This window comes from Neobacillus sp. NRS-1170 (assembly GCF_050468025.1).
Genome location: NZ_JBITPF010000048.1, coordinates 53,700 through 80,491, shown reverse-complemented (window position 1 = coordinate 80,491; position 26,792 = coordinate 53,700). Strand labels below are relative to the sequence as shown.

24 protein-coding genes, 1 rRNA gene, 4 pseudogenes and 2 riboswitches are annotated in these 26,792 nt (G+C 37.9%); of the genes and pseudogenes, 11 read left to right on the top strand and 18 right to left on the bottom strand.

Features of this window, described 5'->3' with window-relative positions; all coding sequences use genetic code 11:
* Positions 1 to 68, bottom strand: a 16S ribosomal RNA gene (locus tag ACIFOT_RS20610); the annotation flags it as partial.
* Between the two features lie 793 nt (positions 69 to 861).
* On the opposite strand from ACIFOT_RS20610, the gene ACIFOT_RS20605 reads away from it, so the two are divergent.
* Both ACIFOT_RS20605 and ACIFOT_RS20600 read left to right on the top strand, forming a co-directional pair.
* Entirely contained in the window at positions 862 to 1,434 is a 573-nt protein-coding gene (locus tag ACIFOT_RS20605; protein ID WP_430067189.1) for a hypothetical protein, read from the top strand.
* A gap of 71 nt (positions 1,435 to 1,505) precedes the next feature.
* Positions 1,506 to 1,733, top strand: a pseudogene (locus tag ACIFOT_RS20600) (hypothetical protein); the annotation flags it as partial.
* Between the two features lie 302 nt (positions 1,734 to 2,035).
* On the opposite strand, the gene ACIFOT_RS20595 reads toward ACIFOT_RS20600, so the two are convergent.
* The gene (locus ACIFOT_RS20595; protein ID WP_430067187.1) at positions 2,036 to 2,176 is read right to left on the bottom strand and encodes a hypothetical protein; all 141 of its coding nucleotides are present in this window, start codon (positions 2,174 to 2,176) and stop codon (positions 2,036 to 2,038) included.
* A 58-nt stretch (positions 2,177 to 2,234) separates the two neighbouring features.
* A pseudogene (locus ACIFOT_RS20590) lies at positions 2,235 to 2,378 on the bottom strand (JAB domain-containing protein); the annotation flags it as partial.
* A gap of 797 nt (positions 2,379 to 3,175) precedes the next feature.
* Here ACIFOT_RS20590 and ACIFOT_RS20585 point away from each other — a divergent pair.
* Positions 3,176 to 3,394, top strand: coding sequence for a hypothetical protein (locus tag ACIFOT_RS20585; protein WP_430067185.1), 219 nt, complete (start codon positions 3,176 to 3,178; stop codon positions 3,392 to 3,394).
* 211 nt (positions 3,395 to 3,605) lie between these two features.
* Here the strand turns inward: ACIFOT_RS20585 and ACIFOT_RS20580 are convergent, their stop codons facing one another.
* Positions 3,606 to 3,698 carry a putative holin-like toxin gene (locus ACIFOT_RS20580; RefSeq protein WP_430067183.1) on the bottom strand — a complete coding sequence of 31 codons (93 nt, stop codon included), beginning with the start codon at positions 3,696 to 3,698 and terminating at the stop codon, positions 3,606 to 3,608.
* Between the two features lie 1,937 nt (positions 3,699 to 5,635).
* Between ACIFOT_RS20580 and ACIFOT_RS20575 the strand changes: the two genes are divergently transcribed.
* Positions 5,636 to 7,078, top strand: coding sequence for a flavin monoamine oxidase family protein (locus ACIFOT_RS20575; protein WP_430067182.1), 1,443 nt, complete (start codon positions 5,636 to 5,638; stop codon positions 7,076 to 7,078).
* A 487-nt stretch (positions 7,079 to 7,565) separates the two neighbouring features.
* Here the strand turns inward: ACIFOT_RS20575 and ACIFOT_RS20570 are convergent.
* Positions 7,566 to 7,892: pseudogene (locus tag ACIFOT_RS20570) on the bottom strand (MFS transporter); the annotation flags it as partial.
* Positions 7,893 to 8,078: 186 nt separating this feature from the next.
* Here ACIFOT_RS20570 and ACIFOT_RS20565 point away from each other — a divergent pair.
* Positions 8,079 to 8,207: a hypothetical protein gene (locus ACIFOT_RS20565; RefSeq protein ID WP_430067180.1), complete on the top strand. Its 129-nt coding sequence runs from the start codon at positions 8,079 to 8,081 to the stop codon at positions 8,205 to 8,207.
* A 55-nt stretch (positions 8,208 to 8,262) separates the two neighbouring features.
* On the opposite strand, the pseudogene ACIFOT_RS20560 reads toward ACIFOT_RS20565, so the two are convergent.
* From ACIFOT_RS20560 to ACIFOT_RS20550, 3 genes and pseudogenes are all read right to left on the bottom strand, one after another.
* Positions 8,263 to 9,400, bottom strand: a pseudogene (locus ACIFOT_RS20560) (sugar phosphate nucleotidyltransferase).
* A gap of 271 nt (positions 9,401 to 9,671) precedes the next feature.
* Entirely contained in the window at positions 9,672 to 9,797 is a 126-nt protein-coding gene (locus tag ACIFOT_RS20555; RefSeq protein WP_263297743.1) for a hypothetical protein, read from the bottom strand.
* A 104-nt stretch (positions 9,798 to 9,901) separates the two neighbouring features.
* Complete coding sequence (locus ACIFOT_RS20550; RefSeq protein WP_430067179.1) at positions 9,902 to 10,834, bottom strand: D-2-hydroxyacid dehydrogenase; 933 nt, start codon at positions 10,832 to 10,834, stop codon at positions 9,902 to 9,904.
* A gap of 116 nt (positions 10,835 to 10,950) precedes the next feature.
* On the opposite strand from ACIFOT_RS20550, the gene ACIFOT_RS20545 reads away from it, so the two are divergent.
* Positions 10,951 to 11,808: a Cof-type HAD-IIB family hydrolase gene (locus tag ACIFOT_RS20545; protein WP_430067178.1), complete on the top strand. Its 858-nt coding sequence runs from the start codon at positions 10,951 to 10,953 to the stop codon at positions 11,806 to 11,808.
* Between the two features lie 22 nt (positions 11,809 to 11,830).
* On the opposite strand, the gene hpt is transcribed toward ACIFOT_RS20545, so the two are convergent.
* Positions 11,831 to 12,334, bottom strand: coding sequence for a hypoxanthine phosphoribosyltransferase (gene hpt / locus ACIFOT_RS20540; protein WP_430067194.1), 504 nt, complete (start codon positions 12,332 to 12,334; stop codon positions 11,831 to 11,833).
* 426 nt (positions 12,335 to 12,760) lie between these two features.
* Positions 12,761 to 12,941: riboswitch (Lysine riboswitch) on the top strand.
* 120 nt (positions 12,942 to 13,061) lie between these two features.
* Here hpt and dapA point away from each other — a divergent pair.
* Positions 13,062 to 13,943: a 4-hydroxy-tetrahydrodipicolinate synthase gene (gene dapA / locus ACIFOT_RS20535; protein ID WP_430067192.1), complete on the top strand. Its 882-nt coding sequence runs from the start codon at positions 13,062 to 13,064 to the stop codon at positions 13,941 to 13,943.
* A gap of 47 nt (positions 13,944 to 13,990) precedes the next feature.
* Here dapA and ACIFOT_RS20530 read toward each other — a convergent pair whose 3' ends face one another.
* Positions 13,991 to 14,956 (bottom strand): quinone oxidoreductase family protein, encoded by a 966-nt coding sequence (locus tag ACIFOT_RS20530; RefSeq protein ID WP_430067177.1) that lies wholly within the window; start codon positions 14,954 to 14,956, stop codon positions 13,991 to 13,993.
* Between the two features lie 164 nt (positions 14,957 to 15,120).
* On the opposite strand from ACIFOT_RS20530, the gene ACIFOT_RS20525 reads away from it, so the two are divergent.
* From ACIFOT_RS20525 to ACIFOT_RS20510, 4 genes are all read left to right on the top strand, one after another.
* The gene (locus tag ACIFOT_RS20525; protein WP_430067190.1) at positions 15,121 to 15,513 is read left to right on the top strand and encodes an SET domain-containing protein; all 393 of its coding nucleotides are present in this window, start codon (positions 15,121 to 15,123) and stop codon (positions 15,511 to 15,513) included.
* 130 nt (positions 15,514 to 15,643) lie between these two features.
* Positions 15,644 to 16,411 carry a sulfite exporter TauE/SafE family protein gene (locus tag ACIFOT_RS20520; protein ID WP_430067176.1) on the top strand — a complete coding sequence of 256 codons (768 nt, stop codon included), beginning with the start codon at positions 15,644 to 15,646 and terminating at the stop codon, positions 16,409 to 16,411.
* Between the two features lie 141 nt (positions 16,412 to 16,552).
* Positions 16,553 to 16,987, top strand: a complete 435-nt coding sequence (locus ACIFOT_RS20515) for an Rrf2 family transcriptional regulator (RefSeq protein WP_430067175.1) — start codon at positions 16,553 to 16,555, stop codon at positions 16,985 to 16,987.
* Positions 16,988 to 17,013: 26 nt separating this feature from the next.
* Entirely contained in the window at positions 17,014 to 18,201 is a 1,188-nt protein-coding gene (locus tag ACIFOT_RS20510) for an MFS transporter (protein ID WP_430067174.1), read from the top strand.
* Between the two features lie 141 nt (positions 18,202 to 18,342).
* Here the strand turns inward: ACIFOT_RS20510 and ACIFOT_RS20505 are convergent, their stop codons facing one another.
* The 8 genes from ACIFOT_RS20505 to ACIFOT_RS20470 all read right to left on the bottom strand — a co-directional run bounded on the left by ACIFOT_RS20505 (position 18,343) and on the right by ACIFOT_RS20470 (position 26,662).
* The gene (locus tag ACIFOT_RS20505) at positions 18,343 to 18,792 is read right to left on the bottom strand and encodes a flavodoxin domain-containing protein (RefSeq protein WP_430067173.1); all 450 of its coding nucleotides are present in this window, start codon (positions 18,790 to 18,792) and stop codon (positions 18,343 to 18,345) included.
* The gene (locus ACIFOT_RS20500; protein WP_430067172.1) at positions 18,789 to 19,835 is read right to left on the bottom strand and encodes a ribonucleotide-diphosphate reductase subunit beta; all 1,047 of its coding nucleotides are present in this window, start codon (positions 19,833 to 19,835) and stop codon (positions 18,789 to 18,791) included. Before ACIFOT_RS20500 ends, ACIFOT_RS20505 begins: the two co-directional genes overlap by 4 nt.
* A 14-nt stretch (positions 19,836 to 19,849) precedes the next feature.
* Positions 19,850 to 22,120 carry a ribonucleoside-diphosphate reductase subunit alpha gene (locus ACIFOT_RS20495; protein ID WP_430067171.1) on the bottom strand — a complete coding sequence of 757 codons (2,271 nt, stop codon included), beginning with the start codon at positions 22,118 to 22,120 and terminating at the stop codon, positions 19,850 to 19,852.
* A 140-nt stretch (positions 22,121 to 22,260) separates the two neighbouring features.
* A riboswitch (cobalamin riboswitch) is annotated at positions 22,261 to 22,460 on the bottom strand.
* A 91-nt stretch (positions 22,461 to 22,551) separates the two neighbouring features.
* Positions 22,552 to 23,766: an MDR family MFS transporter gene (locus ACIFOT_RS20490; protein WP_430067170.1), complete on the bottom strand. Its 1,215-nt coding sequence runs from the start codon at positions 23,764 to 23,766 to the stop codon at positions 22,552 to 22,554.
* A gap of 77 nt (positions 23,767 to 23,843) precedes the next feature.
* Entirely contained in the window at positions 23,844 to 24,242 is a 399-nt protein-coding gene (locus tag ACIFOT_RS20485; RefSeq protein WP_430067169.1) for a helix-turn-helix domain-containing protein, read from the bottom strand.
* A 12-nt stretch (positions 24,243 to 24,254) separates the two neighbouring features.
* On the bottom strand, positions 24,255 to 24,737 hold the full coding sequence (locus ACIFOT_RS20480) for a hypothetical protein (protein ID WP_430067168.1): 483 nt from the start codon (positions 24,735 to 24,737) through the stop codon (positions 24,255 to 24,257).
* A 22-nt stretch (positions 24,738 to 24,759) separates the two neighbouring features.
* Positions 24,760 to 25,548 carry an HAD family hydrolase gene (locus ACIFOT_RS20475; RefSeq protein WP_430067167.1) on the bottom strand — a complete coding sequence of 263 codons (789 nt, stop codon included), beginning with the start codon at positions 25,546 to 25,548 and terminating at the stop codon, positions 24,760 to 24,762.
* Between the two features lie 181 nt (positions 25,549 to 25,729).
* Positions 25,730 to 26,662 (bottom strand): alpha/beta hydrolase, encoded by a 933-nt coding sequence (locus ACIFOT_RS20470; RefSeq protein WP_430067166.1) that lies wholly within the window; start codon positions 26,660 to 26,662, stop codon positions 25,730 to 25,732.
* Positions 26,663 to 26,792 lie beyond the last annotated feature (130 nt).

Sequence of the window (26,792 nt, the reverse complement as noted above, 5' to 3'; positions counted from 1 at the left end):
CGCTCGACTTGCATGTATTAGGCACGCCGCCAGCGTTCGTCCTGAGCCAGGATCAAACTCTCCTAGAAAGTTGATTAGCTCAAAAATGTTACGTTGGCTCATGTTCTCTATATAATAGAAGGAACACGATTATTATTGTTTGTTGACGTTTTTGTTTGTTTAGTTTTCAAAGAACAATTTCGCCATCGCTCAAAAGCGACTTTTATAATGTAACATTCCAAGTTGTTAATATCAACAACTTTTTTTGTTTTTCTTTCATCGTCTCGCTGACGACTTCTCCTATATTACAGGAGGTTAAAAGAATGGTCAATACCTTTTTTTAATAAACGAGCAAAAATGTTTAAAGACGTTTTCCCCTATCAAAAGACTTCCTTCCCGGCTAGTAATATTATTTGCCGGCTTATAATACATGGGTTACCAGCTGGCAAGAAAAACACCCTTAAGATCAATTCGAAGAAGGGTACACAGATGTGATCAATATAATCGATGAACTCAATGCTACTCCAAAGAAAAAAAGTGTTATTTAAATAGGAACGATTACGGCTAAGGAGGGGTGGGAACAAACCACTCACCAATACAGTTTTACTTACACAGTTAAAAAGATCGATGGAGTATGGAGAATAACAAAAGAAAATTAAAAAAGTTGTCGTAACAAAGCATTATGTTTTGCAGTGCACCCGGGTCTCAGTTCCAACTGAGGCTTTTTTATTATTATAATAGCAGATGAATCCAATCAGCTTAGTTATCTAACTAAATGCAGAGTTGTTTTGTAGAAAAATTAGACTATTTACTTGTAAATTAATGATACAATTTTAGTATAAAAGTAGTATTTTTCTATCAAAAATTAAGGGGAATTAATGAATGAAAGTATTTCTAAGTTTTTTGCTAATCATAGGTTTATTGGTTGGTTGTAGTTCTAAGGAGACAGATAAAACGGTAAACGAAAAAGAAAAGGTTACAGAAAGCCAAAAAAACGATAAAAAAGAGACGGCTAAAGAAACGACAACTACAGAAAAAACAAAAATTGAAGAGCCAAAAAAAGAAGAAGCAAAGAAAGAATCACCATCGATCGATACCTCTGTTTTCGAATATGCCAAAGATGTAGAAGTCACAGACTCTCGTAATACAACGAAACATATAAATGTAGTTGTTTTTATGAGTAAAGAACTTTCAGACGGTCAAGCAGCTTCGCACGTTCTTAACCAGACATATGACTTTATTCAACAAGCTGATATTAAAGGTGCAAAAACTGTAACAATGGGTGTAATGATTGGAGACAAAAGAGTTTTTCAATATACTGTAGATGTTGCGAAGTTTGTTCCAAATGATAAAGAACCAATGGTTGATGTTGTTCTCGCAGCCTCTAAGGTTGAAATATTGACTCCAGCGGTTGAGGAGTTTGCAACAGCATTCCAATGGAAAATGAGTAAATAAAGTTAAAAATGGTGCGACTGATGAATTGGTTGAATAATTTTATCAAAAAACATCCAATATGGTCTTCAGGTATATTTATTATTATTCTTTTTTCCATTTCCTTTTGGTTTTCTTACGTAGTAAGATGGTACCTCCGGTACAATTTAAGCTTTCTTGACCTCGTAGAAATAATGGAGGAGCGTGGCTTATCCATTTCCCACACCACGATAATAGGTTGAGCCCATCAATATGCGCCAGAATTAGATAAGAGAGTTCGCCGTCACCTTAAGAAAACAAACGATTCTTGGCGAGTAGATGAAATATAAATTAACAGGGTTTTTTTCCGATTTACTGGCGGTACCCCTTTCTGTACTAAATCAATTATTAATGAGAAAAGACGATTTTCCATGGCAAATCGTTTCCTTTCTTCCCGATTCATCTTTCAAATGGTTGCGACTGCAACCGTCAAGCAGGCTCGACGCCTGCGTCATATAATCAAGAAAAAACGGATGTTTTTTTTCCATCCGTGCACAAACATCGGCGCTGATTCTGCCGATGTTTTTTCGATTTCAGTTTGACACGGATAAAATCATCGTATTTTTTGTAGGTTTATATTTTTCGTTCATTGCCTCCATAAATGGCAGGATATAGATTTTCTTCGGCTTAAACCATATTCCATTACATAATATTCAATTTCATCTTTTAGGCCAGCCTTTTCAATTGCTTCTGCCTCATCTTTGTAAAATTCTGATACGATAACCATGTATATATTTCCCTTCAAGCAAAGGGGAAGTCTCCCCTTTGCTATCTTGGTATTTTAATAGATAACCGTTCTCCTTTAAGCTCACATGCTTCCCGGTATGGCTGACAATCACATGGTCAAGGACCTCAATGCCTAATATTCTCCCTGCTTCTGCAAGACGCTTGGTGATGTCTAAATCTTCCCGGCTTGGTGTTGGCTTACCTTGTTTAATAAAAGCCTCTGTTAGCTTTCACGAATAGATATAAATTCTAAATTTATCCATTAAATACATTTGGACAATCTTGTTGACTTGGTTGATAAAACAATGGTTTTTATAACCATCAACTAATCCATGTCCATACCATTGCGGTGGGCAGAGTCCTGCCTCCCCTGGATGGTTAAAATACCATAATGAATATGTTGTTGGATGATAATAATCTAAATTTTTTTTGGCTAATCTTTTTTCTTGGGATCTAGCTCGCTGATCAGTTATAGGCCAGTTTAATGAAGCGAAAAAATTAAACAAACTCTTGTGATATTGGTGCAATTTAAGTAATTAAAATAACATGTGTTTGTTCTTTTTTTCAGAATATTTCGTGTTATATTTAAATGAATAAGGTTGACGTTAAATAAATAAAATACACGAAAAGGGAGGATTGCTAATGGATAATTGCATTTCATGCGGAGAGGAATTAGCAATTATGGAGAGGAATCGAGCGGAATGCTGGGAGTGCAGAGACACTTCAACTACAGCCCATTCAGAAGCGGAATAATCCATTTCATCTTTGAAACGTTCTTTACCAACATCAAAAATGGGGGTGCTACCGATTAAGGTAACACCTTCCTTTACTTTATTTTGATCCTAAAGGTCTAGATGGTTTTTTTCCCAATTTTATTTTTTCCGGCATAGATATATATGGTAGAAAATAAATGTCGTTTTTTGGAGCCATCCTCAAGGAGATGGTTTACCTAGCATAACTAAGTTCACTAAAGATTATTAAATTAAAATGGAGGAGAAGCATGAAATTTATTGTTAAAGCCTTTGATCGAAATAGACAGGAAATTGGGTTTCAAAACACAATCTTTGGAGAAAAAGAAGTGACTTTTGAAGATGAAAAAGCTGCCGAAGCATTTATAGTGGGAATCAAGAATAGTTTACCACCTGATTTCAATTATAAAATCATTCCAAAGGAAGCTCCAAAGGATGATTTATGGTCAAACACAGATAAATTCTGGTGATCAAGTATGTAACCTAAAAAAGTCGATCTCTGTACAGAAGTAACCGACTTTTTGTGTTGGCTTTTTAAGTAATACACTCGTTCTTTAACGTTAAATAATCGTTCATTATACATTCAGGAGCACGGGGCTGAAAGCGGATTGGGGATCTCAAGATAAGCCTTTTCTAATGTTTAAATTAGGGCAAAAAAATAACACGCCTTTTACAGCGTGTTCAAGAATTCTTATCTTTATCATGAAATTTCAATACAGCGATTACAAACATGCCAAAACTAAGCATCAAGGACAGAACTTCGAATGTAGCCATTTATTAATCGCCTCCTTACCCCTATCCTTCCCTGATCCAAGTTTGTCCCATACCAAGGAAAAGAAAAATAAAATATATCCACATGAAGGCCATGCAATCAATAAGGATGTACATCAGAAAAACATCCAGTATCATTCAATTTAGAATAAACAATTAGACTATGCGAAAGAAGTTGCTAAAAAAAGCAATTGAAGGAGCCCCAGGACTTCTTTTTTTGTGTTATCGGTACATTTAGTACCAAATCAAACGTACAGAATTACAGAAATACGTTTATCCCTTTCTGACCAGTCAGTAGTGCTACCACCCGAGAAAGTTCAATTTTGTTTTTACAAATTTCTATAAAGTCATGGTTTCTAAAGAAAATATCACAGCCTTAAGGCTGTCTGGCTAACAATCAGCAGAATAATAAAATAGGAAGTAACGGAATGGATTAATTATGACTATAGTTGGCGAAGCTTCAGGGCTTTTTTTGTATCACATAATTGAGTAGAGTAGAGAACTGATTTTAAAGGGATAGCTTACGCTATCTCTTTTAGTTTCAGTTCCCCCCTCATCAAACCGTACGTGAGTTTGTCTAACAATCCATAAATATTATAACGTGTTAGATGAAAATTGATGTTAATGTCTAATTACTTTAATAAAGGAGATGTTAATATGCCATTTATTCTAGGTCAAGATAGAAATCGACTTAACTTATTCCCAAATACTTTAGTCGATTATGTTAGTGATGATAATCCAGTTAGAGTAATTGATGATATGTAGATAGTGCTCCGAGATTGGCTACTTATCCGGCAATGATCGGCTGATCCGCGCTTTGTGAGATGACAATTAAAGGAACCCCACCGTGCTTTACTCAGAGGTCGTCCGAGTCCGTTTGTACGACCGGCCGCCTAGGTCGACCCCCAAGACAGCGCCAAACTCATCGCGGGTGAAGAAGCCACGCTCGTCCTTCATACTGCCACTGCTGACGACATAATCGTCCCCTATGCCCGGTAACAAGTCATGTCGGCCGGCGGGTTAGTCTGGGGGCAGTTCGGTGTCAGTCGCCGCACGGATCTCCAGTTTAAAGCCCCCGGCTTTTTTGTGTTTTTTGCAAAATACAAAAGACCCCGATTAAGAATCGGAGTCAATTGTAGTAGAATTTTCCAAAAATAAGGTTGATTTCATTTTAGCATATACAAGTATTGGTGAAAACATTAAGTAATTAAAAAATTGGGATTGTGGGGGTCAATCCAAGTCCTATATTTTACCCCTAGACGTAGGATTTATTGATTGATGGGAAAATTCCTGCTGAAGCAAAAAAGCAGGATGAATCCTGCTACTGTAGGTGACGTCTAAGTGACGTCAATGATTTTCGTTAAAATTAACAAATAAAAAGAACCGCGGTTCTTTTATATCCAACTGGCATTTTTACCAACTGACGTCAATATACTTTGTACAAAAATGGGATGAATAATGTGTTTTCGATCTTCAGTAAGCTATCCAGTTATTTAAAAGGAGTATGTAGGATTTTCAGGCCACTCACCTGGACCGAACCCGGATTATCCTGCTGGCCCTATTTGTAGCCGCGCATTCAGATAAATACAACGCTATCCTTAAAAAGCATCAAACATCTGACGTCCCTCTCCCCTGACCTGGTTGGGAGAAGGATGAAGAACTCTGCTGGAAAGACCAAATCTATGTAAAAATCCAAATCCTTACCTCCTCAAGAATATCGAACAGCGTAGGATAAAGATCGTTATCGGTCAGCCTTTTTTAAAGCTGGTACTTCTCCCATTTCTAAAGGTTGAAAGCTTTACTGGCTAGCTTGCTTTATGTTTTGTATCCCTAGAGTAAAGTCTTTATACAAAACAGGAAAAAAGCACATAGGCATCCTTATTACTGTATATAATGAAGCAAGCCATTTTATGGAAAAGGAAGGGAGGATGCCTTATACGATGAATTTTCAATTAACAGATAACCAAATGCTCACAATCATTAGAAAGGGTCTAAAAACCTCTCAATATACTAAACATATTTTAATTATCGGTGCAGGCATGGCTGGACTCGTCGCAGCATCCCTATTAAAGGAAACCGGACATAAAGTCACCATCCTAGAAGCGAACGATAGAGTTGGAGGACGTGTTTACACTATGCGAGCCCCCTTTAGTGATAAGTTATATTTTAATGCCGGACCAATGCGAATTCCTGATAAACATTATTTAACCTTGGAATATATTAAAAAATTTAAGTTACCTACAAATCTGTTCATTAACCGGACTCCAAGAGACATTATATACGCAAATGGCATTAAAACGCGTCTTGATGTATATGAAAGTAAACCAAGTATTTTAAAATATCCAGTTGCTCCAAATGAAAGAGGGAAATCGTCTGAAGAACTTTTGCTTTCTGTCATACAACCAATTACCAATTTTATAAACCAAGATCCGGTAAGGAATTGGCCTATTATAGAAAAACAATATAGAAATATATCGTTAGGTTCTTTCTTAAACTATTATTTTTCAATTGGTGCAATTGATATGATTGGTGTGCTTCTTGATTTGGAAGCATTTATGGGGATGTCCTTTATTGAAGTATTACGAGAATTCATAGTCTTAACATTAACAAAGAGATTCTATGAAATAACTGGCGGCATGGACCAATTGCCAAAGGCATTTTTACCGCGATTAAAAGAGAATATTTTGTTCAATAAAAAAATGATGAAAATTTCCCAATATCAAAACCTTGTAACGATTCATTGTATAAACCAACAAACCGCTGAGAATTTTACGATAACTGGTGATCTTGCTATAGTGACCATCCCTTTTTCAACCTTACGGTTTGTGAAAATCGAGCCATACAATTCTTTTTCCTATTATAAAAGGGTAGCAATTCGCGAACTTAATTATCTGGCCGCAACAAAAATCGCAATCGAGTTTAAAAGTAGGTTTTGGGAAAAAGAAGGCCAGCTTGGTGGTAAATCGATAACGGAACTGCCGATTCGATTTACGTATTATCCAAGTTATGGAATTGGTACAAATGGACCTGCAATCGTGATAGCGAGCTATACATGGGCAGATGAGGCCTTAACATTAGAAAGCCTTTCTGAAAAAGAGTGTATCCAATTTGCTTTAATGAACCTGGCAGAAATCTATGGAGATCAGGTCTATTCGGAGTTCGTTTCAGGGGCTTCCTTTAGCTGGAGTAAGAATCCATATTCTTGCGGAGCTTTTACGGCTTTTGAGCCTGGACAGGAATTGGAGCTTTATCCTTATATTCCTACCGCTGAGGGTAGAGTGCACTTTGCTGGTGAACATACATCTCGTACCCATGGTTGGATACAAGGAGCAATTGAATCAGGAATCCGAGTGGCATATGAAGTAAATGACTTACCAATATGATGATAAGTAACTCTAATGTTCCAATTGGCAGTACAGAAACTGTGAAATAGCATTTATCGCATTTTTCTTATTTCTACAAATCTCCTCCTCTATAAATCAAGCAATGCTATTACTTATTATAGCTATCAGAATGAAATCCCTTGTTAAGCTAACCTCCTCGTTTTTAAATATATAATATAGGCAGATTGAACAGGCTTCCTTTGATGAATATAATAATATTTTTCCAATATATGCAAATATAGTACTATGCTATTAGATATTTAACCCTCCTTCTCTAACACCCTTGCCCCGTAATAAAAGTCTTCATCTCGTTTAGCACGGCGGCTTGCCGCAAATGGAAAAGGAACCTACGGAATTAGGCGTCAGCTGGACAGACCATAGTTATCGGGCTATTTAGTGCCAAAGCGACACGTAGGCAATGACAGAAAGACGTCCTTTCCTTTTTGATTAGTCCATAGCGCTTCCGCCAATGGAAGTTCAGCATCCTCGACTGGATGACCCTTCCAAGTAATAGAAATTCAAAATTTGGAGCAAACCCGCCTACAAGGGTCCCAAAAGCAAATATGCTCATCGCAGAAATAAACAGTTGTCTGGTTGTAAACCTTTCTAATAAAAAGGCACTAATGGGAATCATAATCCCGTTTACCAACATAAAAACCGTTGTAAGCCATTGTGCGCTGTTAGCAGTTACGTTCATTTCATCCATAATCGGAGGAATTGCTGTAATCATTAATGTCTGATTTAATATCGCAATGAAAGTTCCTGCAAGTAAAAGTGCCACAATCGTGGAATGCTTTTTTTCCGATATCGCCATACATCCATCCCCCTATTTTTAAAATACACTTTTATAGATTAACGGATTTTCCCTTTTAGTTCTAATTTATTGCCTTCTTTCCCACGAATAACTTTTATAAAAAAACAGCATGATATTAAAGGCTCCTTCATAGCATTGGAGCAAGCTTAATAGCAAACGTACATAATGAAAGGAGACACAATCACTATGACAAATCGTAATAATAATCGAAAGCAGCCGCACACGGGTGGGAGCGATACCGAATTTGGATCCGAGTCAGGTCTAAGTAAGAAAGCTCGGAAACAAGCAGCAAGAGAAAACAAAAAAAACCAATAATGAAAAAGGGTAATCCTATTAAATTTAATAGGGTTACCCTTTTTCATTGCGATTTTTAGGATAAAACTGAATTTGACTTGTTCATTAATTTCGTCTCTTGTATCGTTGGATCGATTGTTTTATGATTGCCAACCAGCATTAAATGCTCTTCAGGGTTCGTCGAGACCATAATCACACCATTTTTAATTACGGAATTGCTTCCGATGACGGCATTTTCGATCCATACATTTTCTTCTACAATCGTACCTGGTAAAATAACAGAGTTTTTTATAGAAGCACCTTTTGCTATCTTTACTCCGCTAAATATTACAGACTTTTCAATGCTCCCAGACAGTTCACAGCCCTCGCTTAATATACTATGGTACACCTTGGCACTTTCGGCTAAATATAAAGGCGGAACATTTTTTTCATAGGTCTAAGTTAGCTTGCCAATAACTATGGACAGTACCTACATCCTTCCAATAGTTATTAAATTGGTAAACATACAGCTGCAACCCATCAGTCAGCATCGTTGGTATAAAATCCTTGCCAAAATCCCTAGAAGAGTATTCTTTTTTCTCATCCTGAATTAAATATTCCTTTAATATCGGCCAATTAAAAATATAAATTCCCATCGATGCTAAATTCGAAGTTGGATTTGCTGGTTTTTCCTCAAAATCCCTAATTTTATTTGTCGACTTAGTGATCTTGGTTAGTCCGAAGCTGCTTGCCTCTTTCCATGGAACCTCGACTACGGCAATGGTACAATCCGCTTCAGTTTCAATATGCTGCTCAAGCATGATTGAGTAATCCATTTTATAGACTTGGTCAGCAGAAAGAATTAGAACATAATCCGGGTTATATTGGTCAATAAATTCAATATTTTGAAAGACGGCATGAGAAGTGCCTGCATACCATTCAATTCCAGTATCATTCCGTTGATATGGCGGAAGTATTGTTAAACCGCCATCCCGATTATATAAGCTCCATAGCTGACTGTTCCCTAAGTGAGAATGCAGGGCTAGGGGACGGTATTGTGTTAAAATTCCTATTGTTTCAATTCCTGAATTTTTACAATTACTTAAACTGAAATCAATAATCCGGTATTTTCCGCCAAATGGCACTGCTGGTTTGACGATATTATTTGTTAACTGCTCTAATCTCGTCCCCCTTCCTCCTGCCAATAACATCGCAATCCACTTTTTCTTTTCCATTTCCCTCCACCTCTTGTTTTTTTCATTTTCTATCTACTTCTATTATCTCCGAATTTTTCCATTATCTCGAAAGACTTGTTACAGCATTGTGAATACTGACAGATTTTTCATCGACACATTTGGGCTCTAAAACACTAGAATTGACAAATAATGTCGGAATTTTATGTATAACGGCTCTCTGACAAACACTCTACACAAAAAAATATTTTAAAATAACATAAAAAAACCCCAGCCGCTTACGGAACTGGAGCTGTTTAATTTATATATACCACTACTTACCCATAATAAAATCGATACCTATTATGACAATGGACATGACAAAAAATACAGAATTTACGACTAATCCAATCGGTTCATATACTTCATCCTGAAATTGGTCTGGTTCTTGATCGTCCATTATTGTCACCTCCAATCCATACAACGTTGTAAAAACATTATATGAGGATTATAATTTTTGGTATAGGACAACCATATAATTCTTTGAAAAATCGAAAATAATTTTTAATAACCACGTTTACAATCAACTTTATTATGCAATGGTTTATTTTCTTCGAGATTTTTTAACGTTTCAAGAAAACACGCAACGCCTTCATCGGGTGTGGTAACCGCCGATATATGGGGTGTGATATAAACTCTTGGATGATCCCATAGTGGGTTATCCTTCGGGAGCGGCTCTTCTGCGAAGACATCAAGAACTGCGAAGCTGACATGGTAATTATCTATTGCTTCAAGCAGAGCCTCCTCACGAATTGATGCCCCTCTCCCTACATTTATAAAACCCGCATTGGATAATTGTGTAAAAATAGGTTCATCAAAGAAAGCAGCCGTTTGTTCTGTCAAAGGTAGGGTATTGATGATATAATTCGTCTCCCTAAGATGTGAAAAATGAGAATCGACTGTCAGGACCTCTTTGAAATCTTCTTTAGCTCTTCCATTTAAGGAAACGCCATATACTTCCATACCTAATCCAGATAATATTTTCGCTGTAGTCTGACCAATCTCACCTGTTCCATAGATCATGACTTTTTGTTCATTTAATAATTTCGGTGTCTTTGGCAGCCACTTTTTTTGCTGTTTTAATCCTTGAAATTCATCGTGAAACTGCAAATCTTTTAGAATATAGCTCAAACAATATTCAGCAATTCTTTGTCCAAATGAACAAATCGTCCTAGTTAACAATACCTCTTCATTCCAGTCTTTTTGATATAAAAAACGGTCGACCCCCGCTCCAAGGGAGTGGACCCATTTTACATGACTGTAATTATATTCCGATTTTAAATTAAAAGTTACCAAGGCATCCGCCCAGCCTAAATCCTCCTGAGACATCTCTTCTTCGGATTTAAAAAGAAAATTATTATGTAGTTTTTCTTTTTCTAATAACGCCTTCAGCTCTTTAAACATTGGGCTGACGACTAGTATATTATTTATATTCATTTTCGCACCCCTTTTTTTGTATTGTACCATTATTTAATATAAAACTTTACAATCTGCTATGCCGATTAATCTGGTATAGTAATGTTAAGAAACAGTAGAAAGGAACATATTGAACTATGAAATGTTTATCCATAGATCTAGATGGTACTTTGTTAAACTCTGAGCAGGAAATTTCTAATGAAAATGTCGAAACCTTAAACGAATTGCAGCAACAGGGACACTGCGTCATATTAAACACTGGCCGGGCATATGCTGATGTCATCAAATTGAAAGCCGTGCAAAATATGGAGGTGCCTATTTTTTGCATCAATGGGTCCAATTTATATTCTAGTAAGAGAGAATTGCTTTATGAGGCTACCCTTTCGATTTCCGTTTATAAAGAAATATTTTCGATTTTAAAGGAATTGGGAGTAGGAATTCTTGTGTATACGAATTACGGTGGATTCCCTTCCACTCTCCCTCCCTTACATGGTAAATCGAGAGATGAACTGGATGTTCTTTTTCATGAATTCAATTATGATGAAATTTTGATGAAAGAGAATCTAAAAATCTATAAACTTATCGCGTTAACTCACTTTGATCAATTGGATAAAGTAGAAGCCGTCAAAACAGCCTTGGTCGATAAATTCGATATTTCGCTGGCCTCCTCATTTCCAAATAATGTGGAAATTACTTCAAGTGAAGCACATAAAGGGAAAGCTTTACTGCGTTACCAAAAAATGATGAATATCTCCTTTGATGAAATTATCGCATTTGGTGATGGCGGCAATGACCTTACCCAATTTGAAGTAGCTAACACTTCTATAGCGATGGGCAATGCTCCGCTTCATGTTCAACAAAAAGCGGATATCATCACAAAAACAAATGATGAAAATGGTTTTGCTTACGCGGTTCGTCACCTATTGAAATTGACCAGCCCTGAGGAAGAACCAACTGTTAGTAAAGAAACGGCATTCACTTTTTCCTTGGAGTGAATGCCGTTTTCACGCAATATTTTTAACATTCTTCTACCGTTGCAATATACGGTAAATTTCGATACATTTGGGCGTAGTCGATTCCATAGCCGACAATGAATTCATCCGGTATGACAAAACCAACATAATCGACAGGCAGTTCAACCCTTCTTCGTTCAGGTTTGTCTAGAAGAGTACAAATCTTGATTTTTTTAGGTTTATGGGATTTCAAATGTTCACTGAGGAAATTGAGAGTGAGCCCGCTATCAATGATATCCTCTATCACTACGACATTCTGATTGGTAATATTCGCATCCAGATCCTTCAAAAGCCTTACTTTCCCGGTAGTTTCTGTATCATCACCGTAGCTGGAAACCGAGATAAAATCGACTTTAATATCCCCCTTCATTTCACGGATTAGGTCTGCAGCGAAGACAAATGAACCTTTCAAAACGATGATTAGAATAATGGGTTCATGGTTAAAATCTGCTTCAATTTCCTCTGCAAGTTTCTTTACTCTTTGTTTAATATCTGATTCTGAAATCATCGTATTTTTTATTTTATAGGCCACTTTTCCAACAAATCCTTTCCAAATTGTAATAAGTCACTAATCCATACTGTCCTCATATTTAAAGGCATTAAAATGAAGCACTTCTACTTTTACCTCATTGTTCGTTAAAGAGTCATGATCTAAATAAAAGTTTTTGTTCCTTTGTAATTTCTGATAATCTTTCGGATGCTTACGAAACCATTTATCTCCTGTATTAATAGATCCATCCTATTATAATTAAAAGCAGGAATAACTGTCTAGGGAGTAATATTTTCATTAAGTTTTGCAAATTCATCACCGGTTTTTCCCTTTTTATCTATTATGTTTTCTAGTCATATAAAAATTATCCATTTTCCTTGAAACAATGGGAAATTTCTGTTATATTACAATAAATTAAATATTTTCTTACTTCAAACCTTTTGAAGTGAGGATAGAGGCGCAAAGACCATTAGTACACAATTAGAGGATAATGAGGTCCATAGACAATTGTGGAAAGGGGAATTTGCCGAAGCTTCAAAGAATCTCATTGGACTTGAAGCTGGTTCTGCTATTGAATAAATACAGAACTGTCATATAGGAATCTATATGGAGGGCTATCTCACGCATAGGAACTTGTTATTATTTACGTTTCTATTGCAGCATCGAGATTTCCTCGGTGCTGCTTTTTTGCGCGTCGGCCTTACCCCTCAAATTTTTTTAAAAATTTATATAAAGGGTGAGTATGATGAATTTTGGCCAACTTTTAACCGCTATGGTTACGCCATTTGATCAAAATGGTGAGGTAGATTTTAATGCGACGAAAAATTTAGTAAATTACTTGATTGCTAATGGGACTGATGGATTAGTTGTTTCTGGTACAACTGGGGAATCCCCTACTTTAACTACTGAAGAAAAAGTTGAATTATTTAAGTTTGTGGTTCGTGAGGCTAATGGTAGAGTTCCAGTCATTGCGGGAACGGGATCGAATAACACAAGAGCTTCAATCAGCTTAACCAAGCTTGCGGAGGAAGCAGGTGTTGACGGCATCATGCTTGTTGCACCATATTATAACAAACCTTCTCAAGAAGGGATGTATCAACACTTTAAAGCGATAGCCGAATCTACTTCTTTGCCAGTCATGCTATACAATATTCCTGGTCGATGTGTTGTCAATATGTCTGTTGAGACAATCGTTCGTCTTTCAGCCATTAAAAACATTGTGGCCGTTAAAGAAGCAAGCGGCAACTTAGATGCGATGGCCGAAATTATCAGCCAAACACCTAATAATTTTACCTTATACAGCGGTGACGATGGCTTAACTTTACCGGTATTAGCCATCGGCGGCGCAGGCGTGGTTTCTGTTGCTTCCCATATTATCGGTAATGAAATGCAAGCCATGATTAATAGCTTTAAAAATGGTGCCCTTCAGGAGGCAGCTGAGGCACATCGTAAGCTTCTGCCGTTTATGAAAGCTTTATTTGCGGCACCAAACCCAACCCCAGTAAAAACAGCCTTAAATATGAATGGAATCCATGTTGGCGGGGTTCGGTTGCCGTTAGTGCCATTAAGTGAAGAAGAAAGAAGCGTCTTACGAAGCGTTTTGCCGGCACCAACACTAAAAGTATAGAAATCCAGAAAAAATGGCTGTCCTTTTAAGAGGGCAGCCTGATTTCATTATGGTATTAATAAAATTTTTCCTGTGCTTCTGCGGCTTTCTAAGAAACGGTGAGCCTCTTGTGCATCACTTAATTCAAACGTCCTTGGTTCTGAAACCTTTAACTTTCCTTCCTCCATCCAGCGAAAAAGTTCATTCGAGCGATTTACTCTCTCCTTATGGGACTTTAGGACATTCCATAAATCTCCGCCCGTCAGGGTTTTTGATGTATCCATCAGCATTCGTGGGTCAACCGGTGCTGGGTCACCTCCTGCCATTCCGTAAAAAACAACTGTACCTCCAATTCGCGTTGCATCAAAGCTGTTTTGGAGTGTAGAACCGACAGATTCATAGACAACATCCACACCTCTGCCTTCAGTCTTCTCGAGAACCTTCGTTTTCCAATCATCACTGTAAAGAAAAACAATATCCGCACCAGCCTCTTTGGCAGCTTCAGCTTTTTCCGGTGATGAAGTTAACCCAATTACCTTGCCTCCGAGCAGTTTAACAATTTGCACAAGAAGCTGCCCAACTCCGCCTGCTGCCGCATGGACAAGGACTACATCATTCTTTTTTACCGCATAGCTGTCACGAGTTAAATAATGGGCCGTTAAACCCTGAAGCAACACGGATGCTGCCATATTAAACGAAATCGTATCCGGCAATGGAATCGCTTTATCTTTATGTACGGCAACAAGCTCGGCATTCGCATAGGGAACATCAGCAAAGGCAATCCGCTCCCCAATGTTAATCCCCTGGACATTTTCACCCATCCTTTCAACTATTCCAGCACCTTCATATCCTAAAATGAATGGAGGTTTACCAGCTAGATGATAGTTTCCTTTTCTTCTGTAAATATCAGCAAAGTTTAATCCGATCGCTTTCATCCTTATAAGTATTTCATCTGGACCAATGACAGGATTATCGATTTCAGTATATTCGAGTACCTCAGGCCCGCCAAATGTATTAAATATTAATGCTTTCATATGTAAATCCCTACTTTATAAATTTTTTAATTACTTTTTATATTAAAAAGAAACGAAGGGCGAATTGCAAATAACTATTTCTCTAAATTGGTTAAATAAGTTGCTTTATTTTTAAAAAAACGGCAATATTAAAGTACTTCAAAAAGAAATAGCAGGTGATTATTATCTTAGAAATTAAAAAATCTCCCTTAAGTGATGGAGAATTCAATCGAGGGGTATTTGCGACGGTTGATATTGCAAAAGGAACACTTATTCATGAAGCTCCAGTCATTCCCTATCCCAATAGGGAACATGTCCATATTGAAAAAACATTACTGGCTGATTATGCGTTTGAGTATGGCAAAAACCACACTGCCTTCCTATTAGGATATGGCATGCTGTTTAACCATTCCTATAATCCAAATGCCACCTATGATATTAACTTTCAGAACCATACGTTTGATTTCTATGCCTACAAAGATATAAAAGCTGGAGAAGAGATCTTAATCAACTATAATGGTGATGTGGACGACCAAGAACTACTTTGGTTCGATAAAGAAAAAGAAGAAAATAAGTAACTTCCCTACTCAATTTGAGTGGGGTTTTTTTTATCAAAATAAAAATTCAGAAAAGTATTTACAAATGATTCATAAAACTCTATAATTCACATATATTTACTCGGATATTGTTGAAGAAGGAGTGATAACCATGACATTGGGTATTGCATTAATGGGATTATTGGTTGGTTTTTTAGTCGGTTTAACAGGTGTCGGGGGTGCTGCACTGATCACTCCTGTTTTGATTATGGTTGGTATTCAACCTTCTATTGCCGTTGGGACGGATTTGGTTTATAACGCCGTTACGAAATTGTTTGGAGTGGCACAGCACTGGAGACAAAAAACAATAAATTTCAAATTAATGTTATATCTGGCAATAGGGAGTATTCCTAGTGCTGTGATAGCGATCTCCATTCTAAAATATTTTGAATCTGCCTATCATAATCAGGAACATATTATAAAACATGCACTGGGATACGTCCTAATATTGGTAGCGACAGCAATCCTGATTAAAACCTTTTTTGATAAAAAAATCCGGCCCAACCGCTGGCAGCTTAAACCTATTGAAGAAAAACGCGGATTAACGATATTAATCGGTGCCGTATTTGGGTTTATTGTCGGCTTTACTTCTATCGGTTCAGGCTCTTTATTTGCCCTTGCGATGATGTTTCTTTATCGATTGAAAGGAACTGAATTAGTTGGTACAGATATCGCTCATGCCTTTTTATTAGTAACGGTGGCTGGGCTGCTTCATGCAAATGCAGGTAGTGTAAACTATACGCTGGTTGGGAATCTTCTAATTGGGTCCATTCCTGGTGTTCTAGTGGGAAGTACCTTATCTTCAAAAGTGCCGACTAAACCACTGCGAACGCTTATTTCAACGGTTATTATTATTAGTGCAATTAAGTTGATTTCATAACCATTAGTGATTTTTTCACTAATGGTTTTTTTGTTTTGACAGTATTTTTATTTTAACGAGGCCATTTGTGATATATACTAACATGTAACAGACTTTGTTACGGGAGTATGTAGAAATAGTTTTTAAAGGAAGGCGAACTATATGTCACTCAGTAGTCGATTTGCTGTTGGAATCCACATATTAACTCTTTTAGAAATAAACAAAAATGGTGTAAATTCCTCCGAATTTATCGCAAGCAGTGTTAATACCAATCCTGTTGTTATTAGAAAAATCATGGGAATGTTGAAAAACGCCGGCTTAGTTAAAGTACGTCCAGGAATAGCAGGCGCAGCGCCAGCACAAGAATTATCTGAAATATCATTGCTTTATGTTTATAAGGCCGTCAATATTGTACAAGATCAAGAATTATTTGGGATGCATGACAACCCGAATCCTGATTGTCCTGTAGGAAGAAATATTCAGGAAACCATTACCCCCCTTTTTTCGGTGGCTCAACTGGCCTTAGAAAAAGCTCTGGGTAATGTGACAATACAGGATGTCGTCATGGGAATATTAGAAAAAGAACAAATTAAATAACAAAGGCATTTAAGGAAGTGTAAAAAATGAAATCACAAAACGGTAAGATCTTGGTTGGGTTGTCTATTGCTGCCTTTTTAGGGCCGTTTACTCAGACCATTTATACTCCGAGCCTTGCGGAGGTGGGACATTATTATCAAGCAAGCCAGTTCATGGTCAATTTGACAATCTCCCTTTATACCTTTGTAATGGCTGGTAATCAATTTTTGGTTGGTCCTTTGTCGGATACTCGCGGCCGAAAGGCAACTCTCATGCCGGGTCTACTCATCTTTATGGTCGGTTCGCTAATTTGCTTCCTAGCGCAAAATTATTATTTATTCCTCTTTGGGAGAGCACTTCAGGCTTTTGGCATCACCACCGGCTCAGTGGTAGCGGCGGCTGTTATCGGAGACATTTATCCCCCTTCTGAACGCGGCAAGGCGATGAGTGTGTACCAGACGATGGTGTTTCTCGGACCCGTTCTTGGCCCTGTTGTTGGGAGCTTTATTGCTGCTTATGCAGAATGGCACTCGGCATTTGCACTTCTTGCAGCTGGAGCCCTATTCGCGTACATATACAATCGGTTTACCTTGAAAGAAACACTGCCGAAAGATACTGCACCGAAGAAAATCACATTTCAAACCTTTATGGGAATCGTGACTAACCGCGCTGCTTTTTCCATTTTGCTGCTCGGTTTCACTCAGTTCTACGGCTATTATATTTTTCTAGTTTTTATCCCAGGTTTGCTTGATGAGCTATTTTCTGTTCCTTTGGTATGGAAAGGGCTGTTTTTTATGCCGCTTACAGCTGGGATTGTGATTGGGACGTTAATTGGCGGAAGGCTTCAAACTTATTTGAAACATACAGCGATTCTCGTATATACGGCATACGGAACCGGATTAGTGGTTTCAATTTTCTGGGCATTTCTTTATTGGAATCTCATAACAATTCCCACTTTAATCGTATTTTTACTGGGCTTTGGCGTATTGCTTGGCATAAGCCTGCCTTCTCAAATAACGTCACTTGTTAATTTATTTTCACATGAAAAAGGAACGGCCATGGGCGTCTATAACTTTATTCGATTTACAGGCGCCGCAATTGGGCCGCTGCTCGGATCATCGCTTTATAAAATTGGCGGGGACAACGCTTTATACATCACCTTATTCTTGTTCCTTCTTGGTGGAGCTTTTGTAATTCATCTTAACAGTCGAGCACCATCGGTAAAACTGGGATAAAAATGGAGACACGGATTACAATTCCGTGTTTTTTTCTTATAAAAGAACATCTCCACACAATGTGGAGATGTTAAAAAGGAGATATTTATCACTAACTGTCATCAATCTGAAACTGGTTGTATAAATGAAATACAACCTATTTCAATGTTTATTTTGATTATTTAAAAGTTCCAAAAAAATGTTAACAAATCTCTCACACCGTTCAACATCATACGTTTGTGGGCTTAGCTCTACCTTCAAGGTAACAGCTAAATTTGTTTGAACAAAAAGCATATTTTTAAATCGATCAACTGCACCGCAAAAATTGGGATAACCGCTATCTCCTGTGCCGACGATTCCCGTGACCACCCTCTTAACATCTAGGGCTTCAAAAGCATGATAAAGATCCATCAATTCAGGAGGAATTTCTCCACTCCCCCAAGTATAGGTTCCAACCACTATACCATCAAATTTTATGAGATCAAGAAGAGGAAATTGTTCCAGCCGATAAAGTAATAATTCTACCTTTTTCATTTGAAATATTTCCCTCATTAAAAAGACTAACTCTTCTGTATTTCCTGTCTTCGAAGTATAAACGATTGCTATTTTCATAGTTCATCGAAACCGTTCGATTGGGTCACTTTCGCATAGGTTCTTGACTTTTGCTCAAAAAAGTCAGATTTTGTACCATTCATCATCTCATCGCTAAAAACATGAATCCAGGGCATTGGATTTGACCGTTCAGCGAATAAATTGTCTAGCCCCATCTGCCGGAGGCGCTTATTTGCTAAGTATTCCGTGTAAAATTCATACTCCTTTAAATCAATCCCTTTTATATCCTGCAAGATGTATGATGCCCACTCTTTTTCAAGCTCAACCGCTTGTCCTATCGCATGATAAGCATACTCAATATTATTAGAATTATTTAAATCTGGATTTTCAGTTAAAAGAATCCGGATAAACTGGGCGATAAAGTAAGCATGCTGCATTTCATCCCTCTGGATATAACTTATCATCGTACTCGTTTTTAGCATTCTTTGCTGACGGGCAAGATGATAGAAAAAGGCAAAACCCGCATAAAAATAAATTCCTTCTAGATTAATAGAATTCACTGCTAATTGAAACAGATGCTGGGGAGTTGGTTTCTCTCTAAAGAGTTCATACGCTTCTAAAATAAGCTGATTCCGTTTTTGAACGATAGGATCCTTTTTTGCCTGATTAAACCGCACCTTTTGTTCGGTAACAGGCACCAAAGAACTTAAAATATATGAATAAGATTCATTATGAACAGCTTCCTGCTGAGCAATGACGGCAAATATCGCTTTAAAACTCGAATCGGTTACATAATCCATCACTTGAGTCATAGTTGGTGTTTGCAAGCTGTCTAACGAGGCAAGCTGGGTATTAATACGCAAGAATACATCTTGTTCTGTTGAACTCAGCTGGTCCCATTGCTTAATATCATCCTGCATATTAATCTCCTGTGCCTTCCAAAAATTTGATAAAAGGGTCTGATACAAGTCGTACATTTGTGGGTAGGCAATATCATTCCAATTAAGCAGACCAGATGATTTCCCGTTAATGATGCCCGTTGATTTATTCGGAAACTCTGGATTTAATAGTTTTATTTTTTTTAATGGTGAATTTATATTCATTTTTTATCCTCCAATCAGCTATGGCAAGCTTCACATTCCTCAATTTCTGTTTGTGAGGTGCTCCTTACGTAATACGTTGTTTTTAGCCCCTGTTTCCAAGCTTCCATGTGGAGATGCAGCAAATCCTTTGCTTTAATATCATGACGTACATAAAGATTAAAGCTAATTGCTTGGTCGATGTGGCGCTGCCGGGCAGCATTTTGTTTAATACTCCAAACTTGGTCCAATTCATGTCTTGCCCGCCGATAATAGTTATAAGTCCGGTGATTTAAGTCTGGTGCCGTTACCTTAAATTTAAAGTTCTTCTTTTCCTCTGCATATTCAGCCGAATAAATCGGATCAATCCCATCCGTAGAGCCTCCTATTTTTGCAGTTGAGGAGTTGGGGGCAACGGCCATTAACCAGCCATTTCGAATTCCGTTTCTGGCAACAGCTTTTTTTAATTCCTGCCATTTATCAGATTGATACTTTTTCCGTTCAAAATACTTGCCTGTCTGCCACTCAGATCCACTGAATTGAGAGTACCTCCCCTTCTCTTTTGCCAAATCCATCGAAGTACGGATCGTTAAGTAAGCAATATTCTCGTATAATTCATCCGCAAATTCAACTGCTTCCTCCGACTCCCAATGAATCCCTTTTAACGCAAGCAAATGGTGCCATCCGAACGTACCCAATCCTATTGCTCTGAATTTTTTATTCGTTGTCTGAGCCTGTCCGACAGATATGGTATTTAAATCAATGACGTTGTCTAACATTCTGACTTGAATCCGAATTAATCGCTCCAAACCATTCTTCGGAAAAACCTTTGCAAGATTTATAGAGGATAAATTGCAGACAACGAAATCGCCGGGTTTACGCACAATGACGATGTTTCCATCTTCATTCAGGTATTCTTTGATGATGGCTGTGGCTGACATATTTTGCGTGATTTCTGTACAAAGATTGCTGCAATAGATGGAGGTACGGCCCTTACCAGCCAAATGCTTATTGGGATTTTGCCTGTTTACCTCGTCACGATAAAACATATACGGGGTACCAGTTTCTAATTGAGCAACCATGATTCGTGCCATTATGTCCATGGCCCTGTAGGTTTTTCTCGGAAGAAGCGGGTTCCTTACGGCCTCTTTATATTTTTCAGTAAAATATTTCCTGTCTGATTCATCATAAAAATCTTCTAGTCCCAGCGGATTCCCAGACTCATCTTTCCATCCCATGATTTGCTTTACTTGATGGGGGCAAAAGGTATTCCATTCCCCAATGCTTCTCCCATTCTCGTCTATCTCTTGCAACTTTTTCATAAAAAGATCAGGTACGGTTACACCAGTGAAAATATCATGTGCTTTACGGCGTTCATCTCCGTTATTTGTTTTCAAGTCAAGAAAGCCATTCATGATATCTTTATGAAATACATCTAAGTAAACAGCAATGGCACCTTGGCGCTGACCTAATTGATCCACACTGACTGCCGTATTATTCACTAACTTAATCCACGGCACAACTCCTGAAGAGTTTCCTTTAAATTTCTTGATATCAGATCCCAGCGCACGGACCTTTCCGTAGTAGATTCCAATTCCTCCGCCATCTTTACTTAAACGAGCAGTATCCCAATTATTTAAATAAATGCTATCTAAAGAATCGTCGACTGTATCGATAAAACAAGAGGAAAGCTGTCCGAAACTTTTTCCGGCATTTGCTAAAGTTGGTGTTGCTACTGTCATATATAAATTGCTTAAGGCCCAGTATGCTTCCTTTACAAAATCTAACCGCTTAGACACTTTTTCATTCTTCATAATAGTCATAGCAATAATCATGAACCGCTCCTGCGGCAGTTCAAATACATTTTGCTGATGATCTTTCGCAAGATAACGATCAGCTAGTAAAAATAATCCTATGTAATTAAATAAATTATCTTTGTCCGGATTAATCTCTTTCGCTAATTCAGCAATTTCCACTTTGTTATAAAAGTTTAGTAAGTCACTAGAATAAATCCCGATATCGGTTAATTGTTGAATTAGGCTGTAAAAATCGCCATACTTTAACGAACGGTCATATCCCCGGTTTATAGCTGCTTTTTCATATAATTCATTTAGGTATAAGCTGGCAGCCACAAAGCTCCAATCCGGCTGGTCCATGGCTATTTGATTAACAGCATAGCTGAGTGCCTGCTTGTTTGCTTCCTTTTCCTCTAGTTCCTCAATTTGATTTTTAAGCACCGTAAAATCCAGTTGATATTTATTGGATGCTTGTTGGATTGTTTCCAATACGTTATTCACTTTGACAGTCATGTCCTCTTCCCCCTAAAAATAAAAAATCCGCTCGGGTGAATTCGAGCGGATGAAACGATAACAAATACAAAAGGGCAAAATGGAAAGAAATTAGGGCCCCCTGCTGCCACCGTTCCATCTTCTCAATCCCCGAAGAAGCTGAAACATCTTAAGAAAGACAGGTCTCCTGACTTATGCATCTCCCTACTCTGAACCCTTCCCATATAACCGCCTAATTTAGTAAGCTTTTTTATACAGTGGTTTGTTCATTTCGTCAGCATTTACAGTTGCGGGGGCAGTTCTGGATTTTCACCAGATTCCCAATTAAGCCGTTGCCGGCATCTCAACTTAAGGCAAACACAATATATAGTTTTATTTTTAAGAGCTAAAACAATATGTTGATTTTAAACTAAAATCTATCATAGTATAAACTTAGTAATTTATCAAGTATTTTAATTAGTGTTTTGCTGAGTTTTGAAGTAGGATGGTTTATTCCCTAAAAGATATTGCCCATATTGAAAAAATGGATAAGCTATGATAGTGAATAAAGCTAATATGCCAAACACGATTGCACCACTTCCAACCCCAAAATAATTGAGGAGCCAGCCGCCAAACCATGCCGCAGCGCCTTGACCGATAAATTGCAGACCGGCAGCCCCGAAATAAGCTCCCCTTAAATTGGAGGGTGCAATTTCACTAATCAGCACATCCCCAATAATAAAACAAAGAATTTCTCCTACAGAAAAAAGGATCATGGAAACGATGAACAAAACTAGTGAATCAGATATTCCAAAACCCAATATCCCTATTGAAAACAATAGACACCCTGCTTTTAATGCGGTTAAGGAAGAATACCTCTTCATCATTTTAATAATAGGAAACTGCAGGAGAAGAATGGCCAATGCATTGGTGGTGAACAAAATCGTATACACACTTGCTTTGTCACTGCCTAAATATTGAGAAAGAGTCGTATCAAGATGGGCATAGCCACCAGTTACAAATATATTCCCCATCAGGAAAAATCGAAAAACACGATCCTTGCTAATAATCTTCAAGCTCTCACCAAAGGTATTTTTTTCTTCTTTTTCTCTCGTTACCTTAATCGGATATTTACGGCTCCAAATGAAAATTAGGAACCCGTATACCAGATATATACCTGCACTTATCATAAAGGGAATCATAGTTTGTGCTCCGCCAATGAACAAGCCTATAATCTGTCCAATTGCTCCGCCTAGATTTATTGCAAAATACCGGATGTTGAATACTTCGACCCTTGTTTCCTGTGGCGTAACATCAACTAGCATAGCTCGTGCAGTCGGTTCAAAAATGCTTCGGCATAAACCGTTTAAGGCATTTAGAATAAGGAAATGCCACACCTCTTCTGCTGCAGCGAACCCTGAAAATACCCCTCCCCAAATAAAAATAGAGAATATCATAATCGGATATCTTCCGATTCGGTCCGACATTGCGCCTCCAATGAAACTCGCAAAGGTACTAACAAAAAAACTTACTGCCAAAATGGCGCCAGTCACAACAGGGTTAAAGCCTTTCACCTCATGCAAATAAATCCCTAAAAACGGAAGACTCATAAAAAAGCCTGCTCTTGCTAAAAAGGTCCCATAAATGATTCCCAAAGCTACCGGGTGAAATTTAGTCAATGATTTCATATGTCGTTCACACTTCCTAATTAGTTGATACATTGAATTTATCAAAGGAATTAAGAAGCTTCTCTGTCAAAATTGCTTTATTCCTTCCAGCAACTTTTGAACATGAAAAAACCATTGCGTATTTTGCAATGGTTTCCGTTTAAGTTTTTATTTTTCTTACGAAAATCTGAAATCGTCACGCCATATTTTTTCTTGAATATCCTTTCAAAAGTATGAAGGCTGCCAAATCCGACTTCAAAACCAATCGTGGTAATATCAAGGCTCGTGGCCAGCAATAATTCAACTGCCCGCTTCAGCCTAGTATCCGTCACATATTTGGCCGGCGTACAATCCATCACCTCTTTAAAAGAACGAATCAAATAATACTTACTGAGACTTGATTCGGCTGCTAAAACCTCTAGTGAAATTTCAGATTGATAATTTTCCTCAATATAATCAACAGCTCTCTTAATTAAAGGATGGAATCCAAGGGTCACTTCCCTTTTCCATTATTTGCTATGGGAGCCTTTTTGGATACCTAAAAAAGTCTCCGCTAATTCCCATTCTAGTTCCTCTGTCCTGACAGGATCTGAATTCCCTAAGAGATTCAATCTAATGAGGTCATCCGCAATTTTAATTAATTTTTCAGAAGAGCCCTCGCCAAAATGTTTGAAGCCAATTCCGCCAAACTCTTTGTTTAAACGGGAGGACACCACCTGATCAAGAAAGTGCCTATTAATATTAATTAATAAAATTCGGCTCTCCTCTTCACCAGTGAAGTGGAAATGCTTTTCACCAGGAATGGTAATAATCCGATTGCTTTTATTCAATGAATTTAATTTTTGCTCAAGTTCTAAAAAAGGTGTCCCTAAAATGGGCATGGTAATTTGATAATCGTCACCATGGTCATGTGCCAAGGGATCAGATTCATGAGGGGCTAAATGAGTCATCATAAACTTCGTATTATCCAGTTTCAGTCTTAAATACCTCATTTGCCTCCCGCCATTTCAGCATTTATTTTTTTAACTCCTCCAAAATTGAATAAAGTTCTTCAAGGTGCTTTATTTCATAAGAAGGAATCACTTCATTCCGCTCCTTTTTGTGGCGGTTAATCCACACGGATTTTATTCCGGCTCGATTGGCACCGAGAATGTCTGTCATCAGGTTATCCCCAACCATGATAGCTTCCTCCTTATGTAAGGACATTCGTTCCAATGCATGTTCAAAAATGGCTGGATCCGGCTTGCCTCTTCCAAAATCTCCAGAAATTACAATTTGGTCAAAATAAGGAACAAGTTCTGGCGTTATCGCAAGTTTAGTATTTTGCAAATCCGGTGATCCGTTGGTTAACAGAAGAAGCTGGTAATTATCTTTTAAATCATCTAATATTTTAAAGGTTTCTTCATACACAAATGGCAGGTTCCGGCGCTCTTGAGGGAATCGCTCTGCTAACTCATGGCCAAAATCAGGGTCCTCTATCCCCATTGCCTTTAATCCCAATGTCCAGGCATTCTTGCGATAGGCAGGAACCGTTTCTTTCATTTTTTTAAACTCATCCTGGTCATCTAAAAAATTGCCCCATAATCCTTCAAAGGGATTGATACCAATCATTTGGGTAAAAGAATAGAACTCATAGGACGAGTAAAGATTTCTAGCGGCCTCGCGTACGGCTTCTTCAAATTGAATCGGGTCAAGACCATGCTTTTCCTGAGCTACTTTACAGGTGGCAGCAAAAGCCTCCTTTATACTTTTTTGATCCCATAAAAGGGTATCATCTAAATCAAAAAAAATGGCTTTAATCATATTGTTCCTCACCTATTAAAAAGATTTTTTATTAGTTTACCATTTTTACATAAAATTCGTAATATTTTTATTCATTAACTTAAACAAAAAGGTCCCTCAACTAAATAAAAGGGACCTTCGTTTCCTGAACTTTAAGTACCCAAAAAAGACCACCTGAGGATAAGGCGGTCCTTATTTGGATCTATTTTGTATTAAACGCTTTCTTTAGGGTGCTCCCTGATTTTTCAAGGGCACGTTTTCCTTGCTCTATCACCGCAGCCATGCTGACAAATCCATGGATTGTTCCGTCGTAGCGAACACATTCCACTTCCACACCGGCTTCACCAAGCTTTTTCGCGTATTCCTCACCCTCATCTCTGAGAGGATCAAATTCAGCGGTAATCACAAGTGCTGGAGGAAGGTCTTTAAAATCTTCATACAGAATTGGCGATAAAAGCGGGTTATGCTTATCTTCTTCACTATTTAAATAACAAGCCCTAAACCATTCCATCGTTCCTTTTGTTAAGAAATATCCTTCTGCATTTTCCCTCATAGAAACAGTTGGTTCTCCTCCAACGTTTGTACTTGGATAGATTAATAGTTGGAAGCATATAGCTGGTTGGTTATTATCCTTGGCCAGATTTGCAACGACTGCCGCCAAATTTCCACCGGCACTATCACCACCAACTGCAATCCGGGAACGGTCAACTTGAAAAGCTTCTGCATTTTCGAAAACATACTGAACTGCCGCATACGAATCTTCCACTGCAGCAGGGAATTTATGCTCAGGAGCTAGACGATAATCGACTGAAATAGTCACACAATTGGCTAGATTCGTTAATGCCCGGCATACATTATCATGAGTTTCAATGTTTCCGATAACCCAACCGCCGCCATGATAAAAGACAAGTGCGGGATAGTTAGTTTGACTTTCCTTAGGATAATAGACTCGAACAGGAATATCCGTCACTGGACCAGGGATTGTCCGATCTTCTATTTTACCTACTTCCTCTAACTCAGCCTGTGGCAATAAAAACGCTTGTCTTGCTTGCTCAGGAGTTAAAGTTTCCATAGGAGGTGCTCCGGCAGCAGCTAACTGATCTAAAACTAATTTTGTTTGTGGATCTAGTGACATGAATTCGCCTTCCTTCTGTTAGAATATTCTTACATTAATTCAATTCGAGATAAGGCATTTATTTCCTTCAATCGGAAATTATTTGTTAATAATAGATTAAATGAGGCACCCATCGAGTAAACGATGGCTA

Excerpts from the sequence above, each read along its gene's own strand:
- ACIFOT_RS20495 (WP_430067171.1), bottom strand. The coding sequence starts at position 22,120 with ATGACTGTCAAAGTGAATAACGTATTGGAAACAATCCAACAAGCATCC.
- ACIFOT_RS20480 (WP_430067168.1), bottom strand. The coding sequence starts at position 24,737 with ATGAGGTATTTAAGACTGAAACTGGATAATACGAAGTTTATGATGACT.
- ACIFOT_RS20595 (WP_430067187.1), bottom strand. The coding sequence starts at position 2,176 with ATGGTTATCGTATCAGAATTTTACAAAGATGAGGCAGAAGCAATTGAA.
- ACIFOT_RS20555 (WP_263297743.1), bottom strand. The coding sequence starts at position 9,797 with ATGGACGATCAAGAACCAGACCAATTTCAGGATGAAGTATATGAACCG.
- ACIFOT_RS20520 (WP_430067176.1), top strand. The coding sequence starts at position 15,644 with ATGACATTGGGTATTGCATTAATGGGATTATTGGTTGGTTTTTTAGTC.
- ACIFOT_RS20545 (WP_430067178.1), top strand. The coding sequence starts at position 10,951 with ATGAAATGTTTATCCATAGATCTAGATGGTACTTTGTTAAACTCTGAG.
- ACIFOT_RS20530 (WP_430067177.1), bottom strand. The coding sequence starts at position 14,956 with ATGAAAGCATTAATATTTAATACATTTGGCGGGCCTGAGGTACTCGAA.
- ACIFOT_RS20585 (WP_430067185.1), top strand. The coding sequence starts at position 3,176 with ATGAAATTTATTGTTAAAGCCTTTGATCGAAATAGACAGGAAATTGGG.
- ACIFOT_RS20565 (WP_430067180.1), top strand. The coding sequence starts at position 8,079 with ATGACAAATCGTAATAATAATCGAAAGCAGCCGCACACGGGTGGGAGC.
- ACIFOT_RS20580 (WP_430067183.1), bottom strand. The coding sequence starts at position 3,698 with ATGGCTACATTCGAAGTTCTGTCCTTGATGCTTAGTTTTGGCATGTTT.
- ACIFOT_RS20575 (WP_430067182.1), top strand. The coding sequence starts at position 5,636 with ATGAATTTTCAATTAACAGATAACCAAATGCTCACAATCATTAGAAAG.
- ACIFOT_RS20550 (WP_430067179.1), bottom strand. The coding sequence starts at position 10,834 with ATGAATATAAATAATATACTAGTCGTCAGCCCAATGTTTAAAGAGCTG.
- ACIFOT_RS20475 (WP_430067167.1), bottom strand. The coding sequence starts at position 25,548 with ATGATTAAAGCCATTTTTTTTGATTTAGATGATACCCTTTTATGGGAT.
- ACIFOT_RS20470 (WP_430067166.1), bottom strand. The coding sequence starts at position 26,662 with ATGTCACTAGATCCACAAACAAAATTAGTTTTAGATCAGTTAGCTGCT.
- ACIFOT_RS20505 (WP_430067173.1), bottom strand. The coding sequence starts at position 18,792 with ATGAAAATAGCAATCGTTTATACTTCGAAGACAGGAAATACAGAAGAG.
- dapA (WP_430067192.1), top strand. The coding sequence starts at position 13,062 with ATGAATTTTGGCCAACTTTTAACCGCTATGGTTACGCCATTTGATCAA.
- ACIFOT_RS20490 (WP_430067170.1), bottom strand. The coding sequence starts at position 23,766 with ATGAAATCATTGACTAAATTTCACCCGGTAGCTTTGGGAATCATTTAT.
- ACIFOT_RS20500 (WP_430067172.1), bottom strand. The coding sequence starts at position 19,835 with ATGAATATAAATTCACCATTAAAAAAAATAAAACTATTAAATCCAGAG.
- ACIFOT_RS20605 (WP_430067189.1), top strand. The coding sequence starts at position 862 with ATGAAAGTATTTCTAAGTTTTTTGCTAATCATAGGTTTATTGGTTGGT.
- ACIFOT_RS20515 (WP_430067175.1), top strand. The coding sequence starts at position 16,553 with ATGTCACTCAGTAGTCGATTTGCTGTTGGAATCCACATATTAACTCTT.
- ACIFOT_RS20510 (WP_430067174.1), top strand. The coding sequence starts at position 17,014 with ATGAAATCACAAAACGGTAAGATCTTGGTTGGGTTGTCTATTGCTGCC.
- hpt (WP_430067194.1), bottom strand. The coding sequence starts at position 12,334 with ATGATTTCAGAATCAGATATTAAACAAAGAGTAAAGAAACTTGCAGAG.